The sequence below is a fragment of the Kitasatospora sp. NPDC101183 genome (assembly GCF_044767945.1).
GTDB lineage: Bacteria > Actinomycetota > Actinomycetes > Streptomycetales > Streptomycetaceae > Kitasatospora.
In genome coordinates this window covers 66,053-88,733 of record NZ_JBIWOW010000012.1, presented here as the reverse complement: position 1 = coordinate 88,733, position 22,681 = coordinate 66,053, and the positions used below count along the sequence as shown (strand labels likewise).

19 protein-coding genes and 2 tRNA genes are annotated in these 22,681 nt (G+C 72.4%); 10 read left to right on the top strand and 11 right to left on the bottom strand.

Features of this window, described 5'->3' with window-relative positions; genetic code table 11:
• Positions 1–6 precede the first annotated feature (6 nt).
• On the bottom strand, positions 7–1,983 hold the full coding sequence (locus tag ACIRRS_RS18415) for a putative bifunctional diguanylate cyclase/phosphodiesterase (protein ID WP_402971802.1): 1,977 nt from the start codon (positions 1,981–1,983) through the stop codon (positions 7–9).
• Between the two features lie 481 nt (positions 1,984–2,464).
• Positions 2,465–2,890, bottom strand: a complete 426-nt coding sequence (locus tag ACIRRS_RS18410) for an OsmC family protein (RefSeq protein ID WP_402971801.1) — start codon at positions 2,888–2,890, stop codon at positions 2,465–2,467.
• 225 nt (positions 2,891–3,115) lie between these two features.
• Between ACIRRS_RS18410 and ACIRRS_RS18405 the strand changes: the two genes are divergently transcribed.
• Together ACIRRS_RS18405 and lepB are read left to right on the top strand one after the other, a co-directional pair.
• Positions 3,116–3,451 (top strand): chorismate mutase, encoded by a 336-nt coding sequence (locus tag ACIRRS_RS18405; RefSeq protein WP_402971799.1) that lies wholly within the window; start codon positions 3,116–3,118, stop codon positions 3,449–3,451.
• Between the two features lie 120 nt (positions 3,452–3,571).
• Complete coding sequence (gene lepB / locus ACIRRS_RS18400; protein WP_402971797.1) at positions 3,572–4,324, top strand: signal peptidase I; 753 nt, start codon at positions 3,572–3,574, stop codon at positions 4,322–4,324.
• On the opposite strand, the gene ACIRRS_RS18395 is transcribed toward lepB, so the two are convergent.
• From ACIRRS_RS18395 to ACIRRS_RS18380, 4 genes are all read right to left on the bottom strand, one after another.
• Positions 4,291–5,310 carry an EamA family transporter gene (locus tag ACIRRS_RS18395; RefSeq protein ID WP_402971795.1) on the bottom strand — a complete coding sequence of 340 codons (1,020 nt, stop codon included), beginning with the start codon at positions 5,308–5,310 and terminating at the stop codon, positions 4,291–4,293. The genes lepB and ACIRRS_RS18395 overlap by 34 nt on opposite strands.
• A gap of 103 nt (positions 5,311–5,413) precedes the next feature.
• Entirely contained in the window at positions 5,414–7,834 is a 2,421-nt protein-coding gene (locus tag ACIRRS_RS18390) for a transglycosylase domain-containing protein (RefSeq protein ID WP_402971793.1), read from the bottom strand.
• A gap of 229 nt (positions 7,835–8,063) precedes the next feature.
• A tRNA-Lys gene (locus ACIRRS_RS18385) sits at positions 8,064–8,137 on the bottom strand.
• A 148-nt stretch (positions 8,138–8,285) separates the two neighbouring features.
• Positions 8,286–8,359 (bottom strand) — tRNA-Lys (locus ACIRRS_RS18380).
• 526 nt (positions 8,360–8,885) lie between these two features.
• On the opposite strand from ACIRRS_RS18380, the gene ACIRRS_RS18375 reads away from it, so the two are divergent.
• On the top strand, positions 8,886–10,088 hold the full coding sequence (locus ACIRRS_RS18375) for a low temperature requirement protein A (RefSeq protein ID WP_402971791.1): 1,203 nt from the start codon (positions 8,886–8,888) through the stop codon (positions 10,086–10,088).
• Here the strand turns inward: ACIRRS_RS18375 and ACIRRS_RS18370 are convergent.
• Positions 10,085–11,107 carry a LysR family transcriptional regulator gene (locus ACIRRS_RS18370; protein ID WP_402971789.1) on the bottom strand — a complete coding sequence of 341 codons (1,023 nt, stop codon included), beginning with the start codon at positions 11,105–11,107 and terminating at the stop codon, positions 10,085–10,087. The two genes, ACIRRS_RS18375 and ACIRRS_RS18370, sit on opposite strands and share 4 nt — an antisense overlap.
• Positions 11,108–11,337: 230 nt before the next feature.
• On the opposite strand from ACIRRS_RS18370, the gene snpA (ACIRRS_RS18365) reads away from it, so the two are divergent.
• The 6 genes from snpA (ACIRRS_RS18365) (at position 11,338) to ACIRRS_RS18340 (ending at position 17,767) form a co-directional block, all read left to right on the top strand.
• A complete protein-coding gene (snpA, locus tag ACIRRS_RS18365; RefSeq protein WP_402971787.1) occupies positions 11,338–11,991 on the top strand; it encodes a snapalysin in 654 nt (217 codons plus the stop codon).
• Positions 11,992–12,300: 309 nt separating this feature from the next.
• Positions 12,301–12,960, top strand: a complete 660-nt coding sequence (snpA, locus tag ACIRRS_RS18360; RefSeq protein WP_402971785.1) for a snapalysin — start codon at positions 12,301–12,303, stop codon at positions 12,958–12,960.
• A gap of 308 nt (positions 12,961–13,268) precedes the next feature.
• A complete protein-coding gene (gene snpA, locus ACIRRS_RS18355) occupies positions 13,269–13,889 on the top strand; it encodes a snapalysin (RefSeq protein ID WP_402971781.1) in 621 nt (206 codons plus the stop codon).
• A 117-nt stretch (positions 13,890–14,006) separates the two neighbouring features.
• Positions 14,007–14,666, top strand: a complete 660-nt coding sequence (locus ACIRRS_RS18350; RefSeq protein WP_402971779.1) for a pentapeptide repeat-containing protein — start codon at positions 14,007–14,009, stop codon at positions 14,664–14,666.
• Positions 14,667–14,852: 186 nt separating this feature from the next.
• Positions 14,853–16,928 carry a phosphocholine-specific phospholipase C gene (locus ACIRRS_RS18345; protein WP_402972073.1) on the top strand — a complete coding sequence of 692 codons (2,076 nt, stop codon included), beginning with the start codon at positions 14,853–14,855 and terminating at the stop codon, positions 16,926–16,928.
• 62 nt (positions 16,929–16,990) lie between these two features.
• Positions 16,991–17,767 carry a phosphotransferase gene (locus ACIRRS_RS18340; RefSeq protein ID WP_402971777.1) on the top strand — a complete coding sequence of 259 codons (777 nt, stop codon included), beginning with the start codon at positions 16,991–16,993 and terminating at the stop codon, positions 17,765–17,767.
• On the opposite strand, the gene ACIRRS_RS18335 is transcribed toward ACIRRS_RS18340, so the two are convergent.
• A complete protein-coding gene (locus tag ACIRRS_RS18335; RefSeq protein ID WP_402971775.1) occupies positions 17,727–18,176 on the bottom strand; it encodes a carboxymuconolactone decarboxylase family protein in 450 nt (149 codons plus the stop codon). The genes ACIRRS_RS18340 and ACIRRS_RS18335 overlap by 41 nt on opposite strands.
• A gap of 82 nt (positions 18,177–18,258) precedes the next feature.
• On the opposite strand from ACIRRS_RS18335, the gene ACIRRS_RS18330 reads away from it, so the two are divergent.
• Positions 18,259–19,137, top strand: coding sequence for a sigma-70 family RNA polymerase sigma factor (locus ACIRRS_RS18330; RefSeq protein ID WP_402971773.1), 879 nt, complete (start codon positions 18,259–18,261; stop codon positions 19,135–19,137).
• Positions 19,138–19,545: 408 nt separating this feature from the next.
• On the opposite strand, the gene ACIRRS_RS18325 is transcribed toward ACIRRS_RS18330, so the two are convergent.
• The 3 genes from ACIRRS_RS18325 to ACIRRS_RS18315 all read right to left on the bottom strand — a co-directional run bounded on the left by ACIRRS_RS18325 (position 19,546) and on the right by ACIRRS_RS18315 (position 22,679).
• A complete protein-coding gene (locus tag ACIRRS_RS18325; RefSeq protein ID WP_402971771.1) occupies positions 19,546–20,391 on the bottom strand; it encodes a hypothetical protein in 846 nt (281 codons plus the stop codon).
• Positions 20,392–20,534: 143 nt separating this feature from the next.
• Positions 20,535–21,218 (bottom strand): RibD family protein, encoded by a 684-nt coding sequence (locus tag ACIRRS_RS18320; RefSeq protein WP_402971769.1) that lies wholly within the window; start codon positions 21,216–21,218, stop codon positions 20,535–20,537.
• 45 nt (positions 21,219–21,263) lie between these two features.
• Positions 21,264–22,679, bottom strand: coding sequence for a helix-turn-helix transcriptional regulator (locus ACIRRS_RS18315; protein WP_402971767.1), 1,416 nt, complete (start codon positions 22,677–22,679; stop codon positions 21,264–21,266).
• Between the last annotated feature and the right edge of the window lie 2 nt (positions 22,680–22,681).

Here is a 22,681-nt window from a genome sequence, read left to right as displayed (position 1 = left end):
CCCGGGCTACGGGGCGGTCGGGGCGGCGGGGGCGGTGGGGCGGGATTCGCGGAGTATGGCGGCGACGTGCTCGGCCTCGCCGGGGCGGGCGAAGTACCAGCCCTGGGCGGTGTCGCAGCCGGTGAGGCGGAGGCGTTCGGCCTGGGCGGCGCTCTCGATGCCCTCGGCGGTGACGGTCAGGCCGAGGGTGTGGGCCAGCTGCACCATGGCGCCGACGATCTGCTCGTCGGCGTCGCTGCGCCGGGTTCCGGACTCGGGGCGGGGCGCCGGGGCGGGGTCGCGGAAGCCCTGGATGAAGGTGCCGTCGAGCTTGAGCACGTGCACCGGCAACCGGGAGAGGTACGCCAGGTTGGAGTAGCCGGTGCCGAAGTCGTCGATGGCGATCCGCACGCCCATGTCCGCGAGCGCCTGGAGGGCCTGCGAGGGCCGCCCGCCGGGGCCGAGCAGGGCGCTCTCGGTGATCTCCAGCTGGAGCAGCCGGGCCGGCAGGCCGGTGCTCTCCAGCGCCCGGGCGACGTCGGCGACCACGTCGGAGTCCCAGATCTGCCGCGCGGCCAGGTTGACGCTGACGAAGGTCTCGGTGTCGGGGAACTCGCTGAGCCACTGCCGCGCCTGGCGGCAGGACTCCTCCAGGACCCACTTCCCGAGCGGGACGATCGCGCCGGACTCCTCCGCGAGCGGGATGAAGCGGTCGGGGGAGAGCGTTCCGTAGCGGGGGTGGCGCCAGCGGACGAGGGCCTCGGCGCCGTGCACCGTCCCGTCCGCGAGGCCGACCAGCGGCTGGTACTCGATGGTGAACTCGCCGCGCTCCAGGGCCGGGCGCAGGGCGGTGGCCAGGCGCTGGCGGGTCAGCTGGTGGGCGCCGCGGTCGGGGTCGTACAGCGTCCAGCGGGCGCGGCCGTCGGCCTTGGACCAGTACAGGGTGGCGTCGGCGTCCTTGACCAGGTCGGTCGGGGTGGTCTCGTGGACGGACCGCTCGACCACGCCCACGCTGGCGGTGATCACCAGCCGGTGCCCGGCGACGTCGAAGGGGCGCTCCAGCGCCTCCAGGATGCGGGCGGCCAGTGCGGTGAGCTGCTCGCTGCCCGCGCTGTCGGCGACGAGGACGGCGAACTCGTCGCCGCCCATCCGGGCGACCAGGTGGGCGCCGGGCCCGGAGAGGCCGTGCTGGAGCCGGGCGGCGACGGCGATCAGCAACTGGTCGCCGATGTGGTGGCCGAGGGTCTCGTTGATCGCGGCGAAGCCGTCGAGGTCGAGGTAGCAGACGCCGACGCGGCGCCCGTCCTCCTCCGCCGGGGCGAGCCCGTCGGCGGTGAGGCAGGCGGCGTCGAGGCGTTCGAAGAAGGAGGTGCGGTTGGGCAGCCGGGTCAGCGGGTCGTGCAGGGCCTGGTACTCCAGGCGGTCGCCGAGGCGGCGCTGCTCGGTGATGTCCTCGACCAGGGCGAGGGTGTAGAGCGGCTCGCCCTCGCCGTCGCGGATGAGGGAGACGGTGACCTTGCTCCAGATGAGGTGGCCCTCGCGGTGCCGGAGCTGCTTCTCCACGCGGAACCGTTCCCGCCCGCCGTCGGCGAGTTCGGCGAAGAGCCGGTTCGGCAGGCCCTCGGGGTCGATGATCCGGTGGAGGTGGGTGCCGACGAGGTCGGCGACGCTGCGGCCGATGAGGGCGGCGAGCGCCGGGTTGACCTCGATGATCCGGTCGTCGGGCCCGATCAGGGCCATCCCGATGCCGGCGTTGCAGAAGGCGGTGCGGAACCGGGACTCGCTGGCCCGCAGGGCGTCCAGCGGCCGGCCGGCGCCGGTCAGCGGGGCGGAGCAGGTGGGGCAGAGCGGCTGCTCCTGGTCGTCCAGGGTGCCGCAGGCCGTGCCCGCTGGGTGGGCGGCGGGGGGTTCCAGGACCGGCGCGCCGAGGTGGCGGCGGTGCGGCGACTCCTCGTGCCGCACGCCCGGGTGGTGTGCGTCGGCCCCCTCGTTCTGGCCCGGCACGGCATGCTCCCGTCCGCTGCTGACGCTTGACGCTGGTCAGTCCGGCGGACGGGGACCCCGGCGGCCGGCTCCGCGCCCTGTCGCGGTCCTCGGGGTCGGTCCGGTGCGGGGCGCCCGTCGTGGGGCGCTGTCGCGCGGGGGAGCCGTGTGAGGAACAGGGCACTGCGGCCGATCATAGGCCGCGACGGCAACGCGCGGTGACCGCCGCCAGGGTGATTCGACCGCCTTGGGATCATGTGTCCCGATACGTTCGGACGCCCCCGGTGCACATCACATGACGTGCGCCGGGGGCGCGTGCGCCGATCCCGCGCCCCCGGGGCGCTGGTCGTGCGCCGGGAACGATCTGAAAGGGACGCCAAATGCGCCCCCAACGGTCCGTGCTCAGTCGGAATCTGACGCGAATGAACCGGAATCGATCAGGAACGGTCGTGAGTGGCCGTGCGGCGGCACGCCCGACCGGCCCCGACCGCTCTCCGGCCGGTCAGGCCAGGCTGGCCGTCAGCGTGATCGTGGTACCGGTCAGGGCCTGGCTGACCGGGCAGTTGGCCTTGGCGTCCTCGGCGGCCTTGACGAACCCGGCCTCGTCGAGCCCGGGCACCTGGCCGATGACGGTCAGGTGGATGCCCGTGATGCCCGTGCCGGGCTGGAAGGTCACGTCGGCCCGGGTGTTGAGCTTGGTGGGCGGGGAGCCGGCGCCCGTCAGGCCGTGGGAGAGGGCCATCGAGAAGCAGGCGGAGTGCGCGGCGGCGATGAGCTCCTCCGGGCTGGTCCTGCCGTTCGGCTGCTCGGCGCGGGCGGGCCAGGAGACGGGGTACTCGCCGATCCCGGACGAGTCGAAGGTGACCAGCCCGTTGCCGTGGAGCAGGTCGCCTTCCCAGTCGGTGTGGGCGGTGCGGGTGGTTGCCACGATCGGTACCTCCAGGACTGAGGGACTGCAGAGTCGTCACTTCCGGTCAAACGCGCCCAGCCTACGGGCCGGGACCCCAACGGCGGCGGTCCGCAGGCGTGTCCGGATGGTGGACGGATTCCGCGACGGCCGGGGCCCGGCGCGGGCGCCCTGTTAGATTGGCGCGGGCCCGAGCCCGGCCGCCGTACGGCCGGGCGCCCACCCCAGACACCGGGAGCCTCCCCGATGACGGACCACTCCACGACCCCCGCCACCGGCGCGACCGAGGGGATCGACGACGCCGTTCGGGCGGAGCTGACCAGCCTGCGCGAGAGCATCGACAACATCGACGCCGCGGTGGTCCACATGCTCGCCGAGCGCTTCAAGGCGACCCAGCGGGTGGGCCGGCTCAAGGCCGAGCACAAGCTGCCGCCGGCCGACCCGGCGCGCGAGCGGGACCAGATCAAGCGGCTGCGGGAGCTGGCGGCCGGGGCGAAGCTGGACCCGGTCTTCGCCGAGAAGTTCCTGAACTTCATCATCGCCGAGGTGATCCGCCACCACGAGGCCATCGCCCGGGCCTGAGAACCGGCAGGGCGCGTGACCGGGCCCGGAGTGTCGGGCCCGGGTAAACGCCCGATTTCGTGACGCTCCGGGGTTGGCGTAGCGTGCAGTCTTCCCGGCCGGAGAGGTGGAGCAGCGACGATGGCGGTGAACCTGCCCGAGGCGACCGGCGAGTCCGAGCGCGAGCCCGCCCCCGGCGGACGGGCCGAGGCCCGCCGCCGCGGCCGCGGGAAGGCCCGCCGGGCCGGGCGCAAGCAGCGTCCGTGGTGGATCGAGCTGCCGGTGATGGTGGTGGTCGGTCTCGCGGTCGCGCTGGTGATCAAGACCTGCCTGTTCCAGGTGTTCACCATCCCGTCCGGCTCGATGGAGAACACCCTGCGCGTGGGCGACCGCGTGGGCGTGAACAAGCTGGCCCCGCTGACCGGCTGGGAGCCGGAGCCGGGGCAGCCGGTGGTGTTCAAGGACCCGGGCGGCTGGCTGCCGCCGCAGCCGGCCGACTCCAACCCCGTCACCGGCGCCGCGACCTCGGTGCTGAGCTTCGTCGGGCTGGTGCCGCCGAAGGACGACAACTACCTGGTCAAGCGGGTCATCGCGACCGGCGGCCACACCGTGCAGTGCACCGGCACCACGCTGACCGTGGACGGGAAGAAGGTCGACGAGCCGTACCTGCACCCCGGGGACGACTCCTGCGCGGGCCTGGACTTCGGGCCGGTGACGGTGCCCGCCGGGTACATCTGGGTCGAGGGCGACCACCGCAGCGACTCCGCCGACTCCCGCTACCACCGGCAGGGCCCGGGCGGCGGGGCCGTTCCGGTGGACAACGTGGTCGGGCCGGTGTCGGCCGTGGTGTGGCCGATCGGTCACTTCGACTGGTTCGGATGGGTCGGCCGCTGACCGTCGGCCCCGGCGGCCGCCCTCTCCAGGGGTTCCACGGGAGCGATCTCCTGCGCCGGCTTGCTCGCCTGCGCCGCGACGGCCCCGGCGAGGACGAGCAGGCCGCCCGCGATCTGCGGCGGCCCGAGGTGCTCACCCAGCAGGACCCAGGCCAGGACGGTGGCGACCACGGCCTCCAGGTTGGCCACCACCCCGGCGACCGGCGGTGAGAGGTACCCGACGGAGACCACGCCGGTCAGATAGGCGAGCACCGTCGCGATCAGCACCATCCAGGCCGCCGGGATCAGCGCGGGCAGGGAGTGCCCGTTCATCACCACCGAGCCGCCGAGCGGGCTCCAGTCGGCCTGCCAGGGCCGGGTGAAGGCGGTGAGCACCACCGCGCCGATCAGCAGCCCGAAGGCGCTGACGGCCAGCGGGTCGACCGGGCGCTCGCCCCGGCGGCCGGCGTCGGCGAGCACGAAGTAGCCGACCTGGCAGCAGGCCGCGCCCAGGGCGAAGAGCACGCCGATCGCGTCGAAGCCCAGGCCGTTCCACACCTCGACCACGCAGGCCAGGCCGGTCACGGCCACGCCCGCGCCGACGGCGGCGCCCCGGCTGATCGGGCGGCGCTGGACGAACTTGACGTAGCCGATGAGCAGCGGCGGCCCGAGGTACTCGATGAGCAGGGCGACGCCGACGGGGATGCGGGAGATCGCCGCGAAGTAGCAGGCCTGGACGCCGGCCACCGCGAGCAGCCCGAAGCCGAGCAGCAGGCCGGGGCGGCGCAGGACGGCGTCCCGGTGCCGGTAGGCGACGGGCAGCAGCGCCACGGCGGCGCCGGTGACCCGCAGCCACACCACGTGCAGGGGGGAGAGCCCGGCCTCGATCAGGGGTTTGGCGGCGGTGCCGGAGCCGCCGAAGGCGACGGCGGAGACCAGGGCGAGGCCGAGTCCGAGGGTCCGGCCGGAGGGGCGGCGGGAGGGTGAGGAGGCCGTTGAGCTGTGCACCGACGCATTCTGACAGTCGTACCGGTACGTCGGTAAGGTGCCATTCCGGTATTCGGTCCTGCTGCGGACTGTCCGCAGTGGAGTGCTCACCCGCCCGCCGGGATCACCCGCCCGCGACCGTCCCGGCTCCCGCTCCGGCGCCCGTACCGGCACCGGCTCCCGTTCCGGAACCGGTGCCCGAGCCGCCGCCCGTGCCCGTACCCGTGCCGGCGTCGGTCCCGCCCGTGGACGGGCTGGTCGGCTTGGGCACCGGCTGGTCGGTCGACGGCGCGGACGGGGACGGCTTGGTCGGCCTCGTCGGGCGGGTCGGCTGCGTGGTGGGCTGGGTGCTCTGGCCCGAGGAGGCGCCGCCGCCGGAGGAGGTGCCCGAGGAGTCGCCCGGGGTCGCGCCGCCCGTCGTGCCGGGGGTGCCGGTGGACGGGGCGCTGCTCGGGGTGCTCGGCGCCGTCGGCTGGTCGGTGGCGCCCGCGTCGCCGGCGCTGCTCGCCGGGGTCGGGAAGTCGCTCACCGGCTGGCCCTTGAGCGCCGCCTTCATGTAGCTCGTCCAGATCTGCGCCGGGAACTGGCCGCCCGCCGCGCCGTCGATCCCGCCGATGCCGCTGAGCGAGACCTGGGCGCCGGTGGCCGGGTCCTGGCCGAACAGGGCGACGGAGGTGACCAGCTCGGGGGTGTAGCCGACGAACCAGACGGACTTCTGGTCGTCGGTGGTGCCGGTCTTGCCCGCCACCGGGCGGCCCAGCGCCTTCGCGCGCCAGCCGGTGCCGCCCGGGTCGCTCACCACGCCCTGGAGCATCGAGGTGACCTGGTTCGCGGTGTCCGCGCTGATCGCCTGGGTGGTCTTGCGCGCGGGCAGCTGCACGGCCTCGCCCTCGCGGTCCACCGAGGCGACCAGCCACGGCGTGACCTGCTTGCCGCCGTTGTCCAGCGTGGCGTACACGCCGGCCACGTCGAGCACGCTCGGGGTGGCCGCGCCCAGCGGGATGGACGGCACAGGGTCGAGGCCCGGGGTGTTGGAGGGCAGGCCCAGCGCGATGCCGGTGTCCTTGACCTTCTGCAGCCCGGTGTCCTGCGCGAGCTGGGCGAAGGCCGAGTTGACCGACCAGTCGGTGGCCTGCTGGAGGCTGATCTGGCCGTAGCTCTTGTCGCCCTCGTTCGGCGGCGCGTACGGGGTGCCCTTGCCGCCGCGGACCTTGCGGCCGCTGGTGCCGTCGTAGACCGTGCGCGGGGTGATCGTGCGGCCGTCCTGGGTCTGGGCGTTGTTCTCGAAGGCGGCGGCCAGGGCGATCGCCTTGAAGGTCGAGCCGGCCTGGTAGTCGCGCCGGGTCGCGTTGTCCACGTAGTGCTTGACGTAGTCGACGCCGCCGTACAGGGCGACGACCGCGCCGGTCTTCGGGTCGACGGAGACGGCGCCGGCCTGGGCGGCCGCGTCCTTCTTGCGCTTGTCCGGGTTCAGGGTGTCGTGCAGCTGCGCCTGGACGGAGTCCTGGAGGGCCTGCTGGCGGTTCGGGTCGATGCTCAGCTTGATCGTGTAGCCGCCCTTGGCGAGCTCGGTCTCGTTGATGACCCCGCTCGCGGTGAGGTACTGGGTGGCCGCGTCGACCAGGTAGCCGGCCTGGCCGGACAGGCCCGGGTTGGGCTGCGGGTCCTTGACCTCGGGGAAGACGGTCCTGGCGCGCTCGTCGGCGGGCAGCCAGCCCTCCTTGACCATGCCGTCCATCACGTAGTTCCAGCGGTTGACGGCGTTCTGCTTGCCCGCCGGGGTGGCGGTGGCGACGTCGTAGGCGCTGGGGGCGTTCAGCAGGGTGGCCAAGTAGGCGCCCTGGGCGGCGTTGAGGGCGGAGGCGTCCACGCCGAAGTACGCCTGAGAGGCGGCCTGGATGCCGTACGCGCCGCGGCCGTAGTACGAGGTGTTGAGGTACCCGGCGAGGATCTCGTCCTTGCTCTCGGTGGCGTCCACCTTGATCGCGATGAACAGCTCCTTCACCTTGCGGGTGACGGACTGCTTCTGGTTGAGGTACGTGTTCTTCACGTACTGCTGGGTGATCGTGGAGCCGCCCTGGGTGCCCTCGCCCTTGGCGGTGTTGAGGGCCGCGCGGGCCAGGCCCTGGAGGTTGACGGCGCCCTCGTTGTAGAAGTTGCGGTCCTCGGCGGCCAGGGCGGCGTGCTGGGCGGCGGGGGAGACCTTGTCCAGGCCGACGTTCTGCCGGTTGGTCTGGCCGGTGCGGGTGATCACCGAACCGTCCGAGTAGAGCCAGGTGTTGCTCTGGGCGACGGCGGTGGCGTGCGCGTCCGGGACCTTGACCAGGGCGACGCCCAGCGCGAACAGGCCGACGCCGAGCAGGATCGACGCGGCGAAGCCGAGCAGGGTCATCCGCCAGGTGGGGATCAGCCGACGCCAGCCGGTGCGCTTCGGGCGGCGCGGCTTCTTGCCGCCGCCGGCGGGCGCCGACGGCCGCTTGAGCCGCTTGACGGGCCTGAGGTTCAGCGACGGCGTGCGACGGCCGCCCTCGGCGTTTCGTGACAAAGCGCGGCCTTTCCTGCGGGCGGACCTGGCCGGCCTGCACGGGCGGGGGGAATGGATGGGGACCTTTGTCCCGGTTCCGGTGTACTGCCCAGGACGACCGAAGGGGGCCGGTCGGCTCCGTCGAAACGGGAATCGAGACCGACATCACACGCAATCGCACGCAAATCGGGCGTCGGAGGGCAAAAAATCAGGGAGCCTCTCGCTGTGCGAGAGACTCCCCAACTGTCTGTGCGCCGCCAGGGACTCGAACCCCGGACCCGCTGATTAAGAGTCAGCTGCTCTAACCAACTGAGCTAGCGGCGCCTGCTGACCCGGAGAACAATACACGGTCCCCGGAGGTGTTTCGAATCGGGGTGCTCCTGACCTGCGGGAGTGCCCCGCGTGCGGGGCGCGGGCGGGCCCGGAAACGCCTCAGGCCGCCCACCGGAGTGGACGGCCTGAGAACTGTCTGTGCGCCGCCAGGGACTCGAACCCCGGACCCGCTGATTAAGAGTCAGCTGCTCTAACCAACTGAGCTAGCGGCGCTTGCTGACGTCGGAGACTCTACAGGTCGCCCGGCCGATCCGCCGAATCGTATTCGGGCGGGCACACAGGGTGAGGCGCTGGCGAGCAGCGCGGTGATCACGAGGCCGATGGGGTGGGCACGGGAAGGTCGGCTCCGCCGCCCCCGCTGTACCGCCACCAGCCTTGACCTTCCGCGTTGCCCGCAGGCCGCCCGTCTCGTGGGGCCCCGCAGGGCCCGCGTCCGCTTCCAACCGGGGACGAATGTAGCGGGGCGTCCGCGCCGCTCGCGCGGCAGCACGCGGGGCGCGCCCGGAAACCCGCCGTGGTGTCACCCGGTTCGCGCACCGGGGCGTCAACTACGGCTGACGGCAAGGGAGAAAAGGGGCATACGTGACCATCTATGTCTGGAATGACCGGAATTGACCGTGCTCGGTCGGGCGCGCGCGGGCGTACCGCGCCGGTGCGTGCGCCGGGCCCGCGCCGCTGCCAGGATGCGTCCCGTCCGCATCCCCTGCGCATCCCCTCCGAACCCCGTGGAGCAGCACCGATGGCCAGCGAACCCGCCGCCGAGGCACCGCACCCGCACCACGTCGACCCGCGCCCGGTGCGCCGGATGGCCCCGCGCGACCGGGCCGAGCCGCACCGGGTGTCCACCCCGCTGGAACTGTTCTTCGACCTCTGCTTCGTGGTCGCCGTCGGCCAGGCCGGGCGCGAGCTCGCCCACTCCCTCGCGGCCGGGCACTACGGGGAGGGCCTGCGCGGTTTCGTCCTGGCCTTCTTCGCGATCTGGTGGGCCTGGATGAACTTCACCTGGTTCGCCTCCGCGTACGACGTCGACGACGTGCCGTACCGGATCACCACGCTGGTGCAGATCGCGGGCGCGCTGATCCTGGCCGCCGGGGTGCCGCGGCTGTTCGCCACCCAGGACCTGGTGCTGGCGATCACCGGGTACGTGGTGATGCGCCTGGCGATGGTGACCCAGTGGCTGCGCGCGGCGGCGAGCGAGCGGGGCGAGGCGCGGCGGGTCGCGCTGCGGTACGCGGTCGGGATCGCCGTGTGCCAGGTCGGCTGGGTGGTGGTGCTGCTGCTACCCGACGGCGCCCGGCCGTACGTCATCCCGGTCGGGGTGCTGTGCGAGGTGGCCGTGCCGGTGGTCGCCGAGCTGCGCATGCAGACGGCCTGGCACCCGCACCACATCGCCGAGCGGTACGGGCTGTTCACGCTGATCGTCCTCGGCGAGACGGTGGCCGCGGCGACGGTGGCGGTGCAGTCGGCGGTGGACGAGCACGAGGAGGTCGGCCGGCTGGTGCCGGTGGCGGTCGGCGGGCTGCTGATCTGCTTCGCGGCCTGGTGGATCTACTTCGCCCGGCCCGTCCACGCGCACCTGCGCTCCAACCGGCAGGCGTTCGCCTGGGGGTACGGCCACTACGTGGTGTTCGGCGCGGCGGCGGCGATCGGCACCGGGCTGGAGGTGGCCGTCGAGTCGGCCGTGCACAAGGCGGGGATCTCCGAGCGGGCCGCCGCCGCGACCGTCACCGTGCCCACCGCGGTGTACCTGCTCACGGTCTGGTTCCTGCACTCCCGGCACACCAAGACCGGGGTGCTCGCGCAGTCGATCGCGCCCGCCGGGGCCGTCCTGGTGCTGGCCTGTACGGCGCTGGGCGGCTCGGCGGTGCTGGCGGCGGGGCTGGTCTGCGCGCTGATGGTCACGGCGGGGCTGGTGGTGCACAGCCGGGAGGCGGCTGCCTAAGCGGGCGCGCGCTCCAGCAGCACCGGTTCGTGCCGCGCCAGCCAGGCGAGGTACGCCGGGTTGACCTTGGCCAGGTCCAGGTAGGCGGCGCGCAGGTCGCAGTAGAGCGCCTCCAGGGCGGTGGCGCTCAGGGCGCGGGGCCGCCAGGTGAACAGCAGCCGGACGGCCAGCGGGTCCCCGTGGACGGGGCGGACGACGGTGCCCGGGCCGGGCAGGGAGGTCGGCTGGCAGGGGCGGACGGCCTCACCGGAGGCGACCAGCTCGGCGGCGGTGGCGTTGTCCCGCACCTGCACCACCCGGGGGTTGAGGCCGGCCTCGCTGAAGACCCGGCGCATCGCCGCGTACTCGTGGTCGGCGGTCGGGTCCACCATCCAGGTGTCCTCGGCGAGGTCGGCGAGGTGCACGACGGGGCGCGCGGCGGCCGGGTGCCCGGCGGCGAGCGCGACGAACTGCGGCTCGCGGGCCATCAGCACGCGGTGCTCGGCGTCCGGCGGCACGCGCAGCGGGAAACCCTCGCTCTCGTAGACGAAGGCCACGTCCAGCTGGTCGGCGGCGACCATCCGCAGCAGCGCGCTCGCGGAGACGTCCACGTGGATGGTGGTGTCGGTGTCGGGCAGCCGGTCGTGCACCCGGCGCAGCCAGGCCGCGACCGCGCGGCTGCCGACGCTGCCGATGCGCAGCCGTCGCTGGCGCCCGGGGCCCGTGGCCTCCCGGGCCTCCTGGCGGGCGGCGGCCACCAGCGCCGCCATCTCGGCGATCACCGGGCGGGCCCGGGAGAGCACGGAGTGGCCGAGCGCGGTGGGGCGGCTCCCGGTCTGCTCGCGGGTGAACAGCGTTCCGCCGATGGCCCGTTCGATGCGGTGGAGCTGGGTGGTGAGGGAGGGCTGGGTCATGCCGAGCTGGAGCGCGGCCTTGCGGAGGCTGCCGGTGTCGGCGATCGCGCACAGCACCCGGAGGTGTCTCACGTCGAGCTCCACGCCCGGAGCATAGACTCCACCGACCCGCCTCGCCAAGGACATGACAGCCAATCAACGCAGCGCGACTTCGCTGCACGGCGGATTCCCACCGGTATGCGGCCGGGCTATCGCCGGTTGGCATCATCCGCGACGGCCCCCGACGGGCGGAAGCTCTGGGGCAACCAACCGTCCCGGCGCCGCCGGGGCGGCCCCCACCGCGCGCCGCCGCCCGGGCCCCGGCCCCCACCGGCACCGGGCCGGCAGGCGCGCCGCGAACTACGGAGCCCCCCAGGATGAAGCGATCCGTGCTGTCCGCAACCCTCGGCCTGACCCTCGCCGGCGCGCTCGTCGCCCTGCCGGTCGCGGCCGCCTCCGCCGCTCCCACGGCCTCGTCCGGCTACGCAGCAGACGCCAACTCCGGTGCGACGTACGCCGGTTCCGCCGAGGAGGCGGCGAACAACCAGGCGTTCTACCAGGCGGTGATGGCCTCCGCGAAGGCCAAGCAGGCCGCCGATCCGGGCCTGGCCACCGTGACCGTCACCTACGACACCAGCGGCGCCCCCTCCTTCACCAGTCAGATCGCCCAGGCCGCGCAGATATGGAACGGCTCGGTGCACAACGTCCAGCTCCAGGAGGCCGTCGGCGGCACCGGGGACTTCTCGTACACCGAGGGGGACGACAGCCGCGGCTCGTACGCCAGCACCGACGGGCACGGGCACGGCTACATCTTCATCGACCACCAGCAGGCCCAGGAGTACTACTCGCTGCGGATCGTCGCCCATGAGACGGGCCACGTGCTCGGCCTGCCCGACGACTACTCCGGCCCGTGCAGCGAACTGATGTCGGGACACGGCCCGGGGACGTCCTGCACCAACGCGTACCCGGACGCCAACGAGAGCGGCCAGGTCGACTACCTGTGGGCCAACGGCGTGGACCAGGTCAACTAGCAAGGGAGGCGGGCCGCGTGGCGGGCCGGCCGGCCGGAAACGGTCGGCCCGCCACGCGGTTACTTCCCCGCCGGGGAGCCTAGCCGCCGCCCGAACGGAATACCAGGGGCACGGTTGGGTCAAGGCTCCTTAAAGCTGGCCGGAATCCCGCTGGACGCGCGGGTATTGAGCCGCCTTATCGCGACTTGGCATCATCCGCCCGCCCGCCGGCCTGCCCGAAGCTCTGGGAGCACCCACCCACTCACCCGGCGCCACCCCACCGGCCCACCCCCAACTGGCCGAGGCGCCACAGGAATTCGGAGCCCCCACATGAAGCGATCAGTGCTGTCCGCAGCCCTCGGTCTCGCCCTCGCCGCCGGTCTGGCGGCCCTGCCCGCCGGCGCCGCCTCGGCCGCGCCCGCCGCATCCGCCCAGGGCTACACGCCCTCGGTCAACTCGGCGACCGCGTACGCCGGTTCGTCCGCCGAGGCGGCGAACAACCAGGCCTTCTTCCAGGCCGTGATGGCCTCCGCGAAGGCCCACCAGGCCGCGAACCCGTGGCTGCTGACCGTCACCGTCACCTACGACACCAGCGGCGCCCCGTCCTTCACCGGGCAGATCGCCAACGCCGCGCAGATCTGGAACAGCTCGGTGCGCAACGTCCAGCTCCAGGAGTCCAGCGGCACCGGCGACTTCTCCTACACCGAGGGCAACGACAGCCGCGGCTCGTACGCCAGCACCGACGGCCACGGGCACGGCTACGTCTTCCTCGACTACCAGCAGAACCAGCAGTACGACTCGCTGCGCGTCACCGCGCACGAGACCGGCCACGTCCTCGGCCTGCCCGACGACTACTCCGGCCCGTGCAGCGAGCTGATGTCCGGCGGCGGCCCCGGCCCGTCCTGCACCAACCCGTACCCCGACAGCAACGAGCGCAGCCAGGTCGACTACCTGTGGGCCAACGGCGTGGACGAGACCAACCAGCGCTGACAGCAGGGGAGTTCCAGCGCAGCGGGCCGGCCGGCCGGAATCGGCCGGCCCGCCGCTCGGTTACTTCCCCGCCGGGGAGCCTAGCCGCCGCCCGAACGGAATGCCAGGGGCACGGTTGGGTCAAGGCCGATTAAAGACGAATCAAATCGCAGGGCGGGCAAGGGTATTGGCCGGGGCTATCGCGACTTGCCATCATCCGCTCGCCCGCCGGCCTGCCCCACGCTCTGGGGACACCCCCCGTTCGCCAGGCGCCACCCCAACCGGCCGACCCCAACAGGCCGAGGCGCCACAGGAATCGGAGCCCCCACATGAAGCGATCCATGCTGTCCGCCACCCTCGGCCTGGCCCTCGCCGCCGGAATGGCGATCCTGCCCGCAGGCACCGCCGCGGCCGCCGCACCCGCCCCCTCTGCCGGCTACACCGCGACGACGTACGCGGGCTCGGCCGCCGAGACGGCCGACAACCAGGCGTTCTTCCAGGCCGTGATGGCCTCCGCCAAGGCCAAGCAGGCCGCCAACCCGGGCCTGGCCACCGTCACCGTCACGTACGACGCCAGCTCGGCGCCCACCTTCCGCAACCAGATCGCCCAGGCCGCGCAGATCTGGAACGGCTCGGTGGCCAACGTCCGCCTCCAGTCCGGCTCGGCCGCCGACTTCCGCTACTACGAGGGCAACGACAGCCGCGGCTCGTACGCCAGCACCGACGGCCACGGGCGCGGCTACATCTTCCTCGACTACCAGCAGAACCGGCAGTACAACTCCGTCCGGGTCACCGCGCACGAGACCGGCCACGTCCTCGGCCTGCCGGACCACTACTCCGGCCCGTGCAGCGAGCTGATGTCCGGCGGCGGCCCCGGCACCTCCTGCACCAACCCGTACCCGAACAGCGCGGAGCGCAGCCGGGTGAACTCCCTCTGGGCGCGCGGCTGAGCCGAGCCCGAGTGATCCCGACAGCGCCCCGGAGCAACGCCGCTCCGGGGCGTTGTCGGCGGCACGTGCGAGCATGCGGACGACAGGACCGTCCGCCCCCGAACGCAAGGTGCCGCCATGTCCCGCCCCGTCCCCGAGCAGCTCGCCGACCTGCCGTACGCCGACCTCCTGCAGCCCCACACCGGGCCGCTGCGCAGCGACGCGCGCTACGACACCGTGCACTTCGAGGGCGGTGAGCACACCGACGAGTCGGGCGCCGGCGCGGCCTTCCTGGAGTGCGCCTTCACCGGCGTCGCGTTCAGCGGCGTCAAGCTGCGCCAGGCCCGGTTCAACGAGGTCTGGGTGCAGGCCGGCCGCTGGGTCGCCTGCGACCTGAGCGACAGCGAGTGGCAGGACGGCGCCTTCCTCGGCGGCGTGCTGGCCGGGATCTCCGCGTACGGGTCGGCGGTGCGCCGGGTGGTGTTCCGCGGCTGCAAGCTGGAGGCCGTCAACCTGCGCGCGGCCGTCCTGCGGGACGTCGTGTTCGAGGACTGCCTGCTGCGCGACGTGGACTTCGGCGAGGCCAAGCTGACCGGGGTGTCCTTCCCCGGCTCGACGCTGGAGGAGGTCCGGCTGCGCGGGGCCCAGCTCAGCAAGGTCGACCTGCGCGGCGCCGCCCGCCTCGGCCTGGCCGACGGCCACCAGGGGCTGCGCGGGGCGGTCATCAGCTCCACCCAACTCCTGGAGCTGGCACCGCAGTTCGCCCACGCCCTCGGCATCGAGGTCAAGGACCGCTGACCCCGTCCTTCTGCTCCCCCTCCGCTCCGTGTTCAGCCCGGCGTCGCTCGGTGACGGCCGGGCGAACAGTCCGCCAACCCTGCCGCGGGCATCTGGTGGCCCGCGGAGGCCGCGGTGGAGACTGCTGCGCGATCCAAGCCCCGACTTGTGTACACAACATCGCCAGTGAAGGGACGGACTGGGCTGATGGCCGAGTTGAGTCGTAGGAAGTTCGTCACGCTGTCCGGCGCCGCCGCGGCAGGCCTCGCGATCGCCGGAACCGGCGCCGCGGGGGCCGCCCCCGGCGCCGCCGCGACCGCCTCCACCACCGCGCTCACCACCACCGGGACCATCACCGACGTGCAGCACGTGGTGATCCTGATGCAGGAGAACCGCAGCTTCGACCACTACTTCGGCACCCTGAGCGGCGTGCGCGGCTTCGCCGACCGCAGCGCCATCCAGATCGCCGGCGGCTACAGCGTCTTCAACCAGCCCAACGGCCTGCTGGCCCGCCAGTACCCGTGGCAGTTCAGCCAGACCAAGCCCGCCGGCGGCGCCGACCCCGAGCGCCTCGCCCAGTGCAACGGCGACCTCTCCCACGGCTGGAGCGACCAGCACAAGGCGTGGAACGGCGGCAAGATGGACTCCTGGGTCGCCGCCAAGGGCAACGTGCGCACCCTCGGCTTCCTCACCCGCCAGGACATCCCGTTCCACTACGCGCTCGCCGAGAACTGGACGATCTGCGACGCGTACCACTGCTCGGTGCTCAGCGCGACCGGCCCCAACCGCACCTACCACTGGTCCGGCCAGATCGACCCGGCCGGCACGGCGGGCGGCCCCGCGTACGACGGCGGCGACGAGAAGGGCCTGCGCTGGCAGACGTACGCCGAGGCGCTGGAGACGGCGGGCGTGAGCTGGAAGGTCTACCAGAACGCCTCCGACAACTACGGCGACAACGCGCTCGCCTACTTCAGCCAGTTCGCGAACGCCCCGGCGGGCAGCGCGCTCGCCGTCAAGGGCATGGGCTCCGTCCCGAAGGTCACCGGCCGCACCCCGGACGACATCGTCGCCGCCATCAAGGCCGACGTCCTCGCCGGCACCCTGCCGCAGGTCTCCTGGATCGTCCCCGACCAGGGCTCCTCCGAGCACCCGTACGCCACCCCGCAGGACGGCGCGCACTTCGTCCACAACGTGGTCGACGCGCTCAACGCGGACCCGAACGTCTTCAACTCCTCGGTGCTGTTCATCAACTACGACGAGAACGACGGCTTCTTCGACCACGTCCCGCCGCCGGCGGCCCCGGCCGGGACGCCCGGCGAGTTCGTCAACGGCACCAACATCGGCCTCGGCTTCCGCGTCCCGATGATCGCCGTCTCGCCCTGGACGCGCGGCGGCTGGGTCAACTCCGAGACGCACGACCACACCTCGGTGCTGCGGTTCCTGGAGACCTGGACGGCCGCCCTCGGCACGCCGGCCGCCTGCACGAACATCAGCGACTGGCGGCGGCGCGTCTGCGGCGACCTCACCGGCATGTTCGACTTCGCCAACCCGGTCTACGGGCTGCCCGCCCTCCCCGACACCTCGCAGACCATCGGCCTCTCCGCCTGCGGCCCGCTGCCCAACCCGGCGCCCGTCAACAACCAGCTCCCCGTGCAGGAGTCCGGCACCCGGCCCGCCCGTGCGGTGCCGTACCAGCCGAACGCCAACCTGGACCACCTGGAGTTCGGCTCGGCCGGGGTGATGAAGGTCTGGATCGCGATGGACAACGGCGGCGCGGCGGCCGCCAAGTCCGCCCACTTCGCCGCCTACGCCAACGCCTACCGCAGCGGCGGGCCCTGGCAGTACACGGTGGACCCGGGCGGCAGCACCAGCGACTTCTTCAACTGCGGCACCGGCTTCGGCGGCGGCCCGTACGACCTCACCGTGGTCGGCCCCAACCGCTTCCTGCGCCGCTTCAAGGGCGACGCGACGAAGTCGGGCAAGAACGCCTCGGTGACGGCGACGTACGCCGTCGAGCCGGGCACCGGCAAGCTCGCGGTCTACTTCAAGCTCGCCAACTCCGGCACGTCGGCGGTGACGTTCACCATCGCCTCCAACAACTACCGTACGGACGGCCCCTGGACGTACCAGGTCCCGGCCGGCGGCAGCGCCGGCGACTTCTTCAACGCCGTCGCCTACACCAACGGCTGGTACGACTTCACCGTCACGGTGAGCGGCGACACCAGCTGGTCCCAGCGCTTCACCGGCCACCTGGAAACGGGCACGGCCAGCATCACCGGCTGAGTGTTCCTCCGGGCCCGGTCACTCGCTCGCCAGGGCGGGTGACCGGGCCTTTAATTTCCTTCATGAGCAACGGAATCGAGATCGTCGTCGCCCACCACGAGCGCGCGACCCTGCGCGTCGGCGACCTGTTCCTGAAGGTGGACACCGACCGGGAGCGGGCCGGGGTCGAGGCCGGGGCGCTGGTACTGGCGCCCGTGCCGACGCCCCGGGTGGTGTGGCACGAGCCGCCCGTGCTCGCCGTCGCCGCCGTACCGGGGGTGGCGCTCGGCAACTACGGCGAGCCGTCCGCCGGTTCGGCCGCCGACTGGGCTGCGGCCGGTGCCGCCGTACGGCGCCTGCACGAGGCGCCGCTGCCGCCCTGGCCCGGGCGCGGGCCGGAGGAGCTGGCGGCGCGGCTGGAGGAGGAGTGCGCCTGGCTCCTCGCGAACGGCGTCCTGCCCGCCGACCTGGTGACGGTCAACCGCCGGGCGGCCGAGACCGTACTCAGGCCCTGGACCCCGGTGTTCGCGCACGGGGACCTGCAGCCCGCGCACGTGTTCGTCGACGGCGGCGAGGTCACCGGCGTCATCGACTGGTCGGAGGCGGGCCGGGGCCCCGGGCTGTACGACCTCGCCGTCCTCACCCTCGGGCACCCGGAGCACCTCGGGGACGTCCTGGCCGGGTACGGGGCCGGCGTGGACGTCGAGGCCGTCCGGGGGTGGTGGTCCTACCGCGCCCTGATCGCCGTCCGCTGGCTGGTCGAGCACGGCTACGACCCGGCCGCGCCCGGCTGCGAGCTCGACGTCCTGCGGGCCCGCCTCACCAGGTCTTGCCGGCCTGCTCCCGGGTCGTGTGGTTGATCCGGTTGAACATGTTCGTCAGCCCGATCTCCAGGACGATCGCGCTCAGCTGCGCCTCGGTGAAGTGGTCCGCGGCCGCGTCCCAGACCGGGTCGGTCACCCCGGGGGCGTTGTCCTGGATGCGGGTCGCGGCCTCCGCCAGCGCGAACGCGGCCCGCTCCTCGTCCGTGAAGAACGGTGTCTCGCGCCACGTGGCGACGCTGTGCAGCCGCTCGTCCGTCTCGCCGGCCTTCTTCGCGGACGCGATCGCGGAGTAGGCGCACGGGGCGCAGCTGTTGATCTGGCTGACGCGCAGGTGGATCATCGAGAGCAGTCGCGGGTCGACGCCGCCCGCCTGAACTGCCTTGAGCAGCTGCCCGATTCCGGCGAACACCTCGGGGCTGCCGACGCTCTTCATACGCGGTTCCATTGGTCTGCTCCTCCGTCGGTTACGTGAACCCGCTCGGGTTCGTCATCACCCATGACGGAGCAGCCCCGAGGAAGGTAACACCATGCGCGAGAACAGCCCCGCGGACCCGACGGCCGAGGCGTTCGAGGCCCAGCGCGACCGGTTGCGCGCGGTCGCCTTCCGCATGCTCGGCTCGCACGCCGACGCCGAGGACGCCGTCCAGGAGGCGTGGCTGCGGCTCTCCCGCCAGGACGCGGAGGGCATCGACAACCTCGCCGGCTGGCTGACCACGGTCGTCGGCCGGATCAGCCTCGACGTGCTGCGCTCGCGCCAGTCCCGTCCCGAGGCCTCCCTCGACACCGGCCTGTCCGAGCTGGTGGTGACCCTCGACGACGGCCCGGCGCCGGAGGAGGACGCGGTGCTCGCCGACTCCGTCGGGCTGGCGCTGCTGGTCGTCCTCGACTCGCTGCGGCCGGGCGAGCGGCTGGCGTTCGTGCTGCACGACCTGTTCGCGGTGCCCTTCGACGAGATCGGCACGATCCTCGGCAAGTCCGCCGACGCCACCAAGATGCTCGCCAGCCGCGCCCGTAAGAAGGTGCGGGGCACAGAGCGGCCGACCGCCGTCTCCCGGGAGCAGCGCGAGGTCGTCCAGGCGTTCCTGGCCGCTGCCCGGGGCGGAGACTTCGAGGGGCTGCTCCGCGTGCTCGACCCGGACGTGAAGCTGACCGCCGACACCCCGGGCGGCGTGACCGTCACCCTCGGCGCCACCAAGGTCGCCACCGGCGCCAAGCTGGGCGCCGCCGCGGCCGGGGTGGGCCTCCCGGTGATCGTCAACGGCCTGCCCGGCATCGTCTCCTGGAACGAGGACGGCACCCCGCGCTCCGTCATCGCCTTCACCGTCACGGGCGGCCGCATCACCGCCATCACCGCCGTCGTCGACCCGGCCAAGCTCGCCCTGGCCGACCTTCCCGACCCGGCCTGACCCCCTGCCGCGCAGGAAGTCGGCGAGGCCGACTTCCTGCGCGGGGGACGGTTCGGTGCATGGCCGTTGAGCTGGTAATCTTCTCTTCGTCGCGAGGGACATGAACCCTCGTCAGGCGTCAGCGGTGCTACCAGAGCACGTCCTACTTTCAGTAGGAAGAGTCCGTGCAACCCGGGCCTGGCGCTCCACGTACGGATGAGGTCCGGTGCCCCTCGGGGCGCCGGGCCTCATCCGCGTTCCCGGGCTGAACACCCGCGCATCATCCGCTGCGTTGATCAGTTCTACCGCCGTTCCCCACCATCCACCCCCCACCCGCCTACCGGCGGGTGCCCGCCCCGCCCTCACCGCGCGCCGCCGGGCCAGGCGGCGCGCGGCTTGCGGAGCAGGCCGGTGTGGCGGGGGTGTGCTTCAGGCAGTGAGATGTGTGGGTCGGCTGCCGGTGAGCGCGGTGCGCAGGGCGGTTCGGGCTCGGGCGGCTCCTGTGGTTGTGACGTCTGCCCGTTGGCCGGTGGTGGGGGTTCGGGGTGTCAGGCCGGCGCAGGGGCGGCAGATGCCCGGGCGAGGCACGGGGTCGTGGCACTTGGCGCACTCGGAGTAGGCCGCTGACACCGGTGCGTCCTGGGCAGGAGGCATTTTGTGCTGCAGGCGGTGGCGGAGCACGGCAGCCGCCGAGTGCATGGGGACGGGCAGGCCCGGCAGCAGCGCGTGGGCGAGGTCGGCGGAGGTGCTGCCGAGTGCCAGCCACTGGGCGACCAGGGGTGCCAACTTCCGTGCCTCGGCCTCGCCGAGGCGCAGTCGGGGTTCGGGCCGGATCACCCGGAGCAGGGTGGCCACCGCTTCGCGCTCGGACTGCGAAGGCGGGGGGAGGGTGGGTTCTTGCTCCCGGTTCTTTACCCCAGACCCGACAGCACCACCGGCAGCCCCTCCACCGGAGGCCGGAGGGGTGACACCCGGTGGCCCGAGCTGCGGGGTGTCGTAGACGTGGGTCTCGGTGACGATCCTGCCGTCCGGGAGTCGGACCTTCTCCACGCGGTAGTACCCGGCCTCGGTCAGCTCCTTGAGCGCCTTGCGGATCGCCCCGCGCCCCTGCGGGCTGGTGTCGGCCATGTGTCGTCCGTCCTCGCGCCAGCCGTCGGGGCGGGAGAGGAGGTCGGCGAGCAGGCCGCGGGCGGTGTAGGACAGCCGCCGGAACTGGAGCATGCAGTTGGGCAGCACGGTGAAGTCGCGCACGCGGGCGCTACGATGGACACGCATGGGGAGTTGATCGCTCCTGGTGCCGGACCCCGGAGCGTTGCTGCGCTGCCGGGGTCGCCTTTTAGTGGTTCGATTGCGGAACGTACCACCAAGATTGACACGTCGTCAGGCGCTCTCGCGACGATGCCCCGTAAGAGTGAAGATCAGGCCGAGGCCTCCTTGGGCGCGTAGCGCAGCAGCACCACATCGCCCACCGTCTCCGCCCCCAGCAGCTGCATCCGACGGGTGCTGCCGCCGGGGAACTCGGCGGGGTGGACGAAGCGCGGTGCACCGGCTTCGCCCACCAGCAGCGGCGCCACGGCCAAGTGGATCTCGTCAGCCAGCCCTTGCGCGAGGAACTGGGTGTGGATCTGCCCGCCGCCCTCGACCATCAGACGCTTCACGCCTCGCGTGGCCAGGTCCTCGAGCATGACGCCGAAGTCGGCCGTGTCCCCGGTGCTGACGACGTCGGCCAGGCCGTCGAGGCGGTCGCGCAGCTTCAGCGCGCCAGCGTCGGTCGTGTAGACGACCTTCCTGTCGCCGAAGTGCCAGAACTTGAGGTCGCGATCCAGATCGCCGCTACCGGTGACGGTGACCTTCAACGGGTACTCCGGCTTCCCCGCCGCCACCCGGTCGGCCCGCCGCTTGTCGCTGTTGACCAGCAGCCGAGGGTTGTCGCTCCGCAGCGTGTTGCCCCCGATCAGGATGGCGTCCGACTCGGCCCGCACCTGGTCCACCCGGTCGAAGTCGGCCGCGTTCGATAGCAGCAGCCGCTGGGACGAGGTGTCGTCGATGTACCCGTCGATGGACGTGGCAACGCTCAGCAGGACGTAGGGGCGTTCGGCCATGATGGTTCCGTTCTTTGCGGGAGCGGTGTCGTGCTTCTGAGGAGATCACACTTCATGGAGCATGACGCTGTCGAGCGCCTGGCGAAACTGCCTGACCTCGGCCACGGCGGCCCATCGCTGCAACTGGCCGTCAAGCATCGCCAGTTCGCCGAAGATTCGGCCTGAGCCAGTGGCCACCGCCACTGACAGAGCTTCAGTTGCCGTGGTGGCGGCCTTCTCAGGGCCGATGGCACGCAGTTGGGCTCCGGCCGATCGGGCGAGGTAGACGCCGCGGTCACGACGGAACGAGGCCGGCAAGGCTCGGATGGACTGGTCGAACCCGCTCACCGCCGCCTCGTACTGGCCGAGGACCGACAACGAGCGCGCCCGCTGCGCTTCGACGTAGGCGGCTTCCAGCCAGCGGCCACGGGTGACCGGTGCGTCCTTGGCGTCGGCTACCAATTCCAGTGCCTTGTCGTACGCCCGCTGGCAGGTCAACTCGTCACCCCTGAGCGCGTAACCGTGGGCCTCGTAGACCAAGGCCAGGGCGATCAGCCGACTCCCCGGTGCGGCGATCCGTCTGGCGGACTCAGCCAGGTCGACAGCGTCGAGTGACTTCTTCATGTCGCCCGCCAGCTGTGCTTTGCGGGCGGTGATGTAGACGGTCAGGTCGTGGTCACCGGCGGCGTTGGACCAATCGAGTGCCTGGTCGGCCCAGGACAGCGCCGCCCTCTGGTCACCGCTGTCCTGGTACAGCCAGCTGCAGAACTCCGCGTACTCGGCCTGGACCTTCATGAGGTCGAGCCGGTCACGACCGAGGGCGTCATGGCACAACTGCTGGATCAGGCGCAGGTGGTCCTGGGCGCTGGCAATGACGTCGCGCGGTCCCAGCACGTTGTCGCATTCGACCAGGGACCTGCGCATCCGGCGCAGGTTCTCGACCGGGTGCAGGTCGGGCGACAGCAGCGGCTTGCTCGTGGACACGCCCGCTGTCCCCGTGATCAGCGTCGTGCCGGCCGCGGCGGCGGCCGAGCGGAGTAGGGTGCGGCGCGGCATGGTCACGAAGATGATCCTCCCGTCAGATGTGCGGCAGCCAACTCTGATCTCGCCGCCCATCAGGGCCATGGACGAGCCGGCTGCGGAAGCTTCCTGTCCCAGATAGCCAGGGCCGGGCTGCTTGATGGCAGCGTCTCCGAGAGCGGGCAACCGTGTTGGGAGACTCGGTTCTTCCTCTCCTGAAATCGGTGTCGATGCGGTGGCGGCTGCCGGGGCATCTGACGTGGAGAAGAGCATCCTCAGCTCGGTGGTGCTGATCTTCAGGAGCCGGGCCAGCTTCACCCACATCCACGGCTGCGGCTCACCCTGGCCGCGCTCCCACCGCACCACCGTGGAGCGGTGGACTCCCAGTGCTTCGGCCAGGGTCTCCTGGGTGTGTCCGGCATCCTTGCGCCGCCGAGCGAGTCGTTCCCGCTTGACCGCCATCG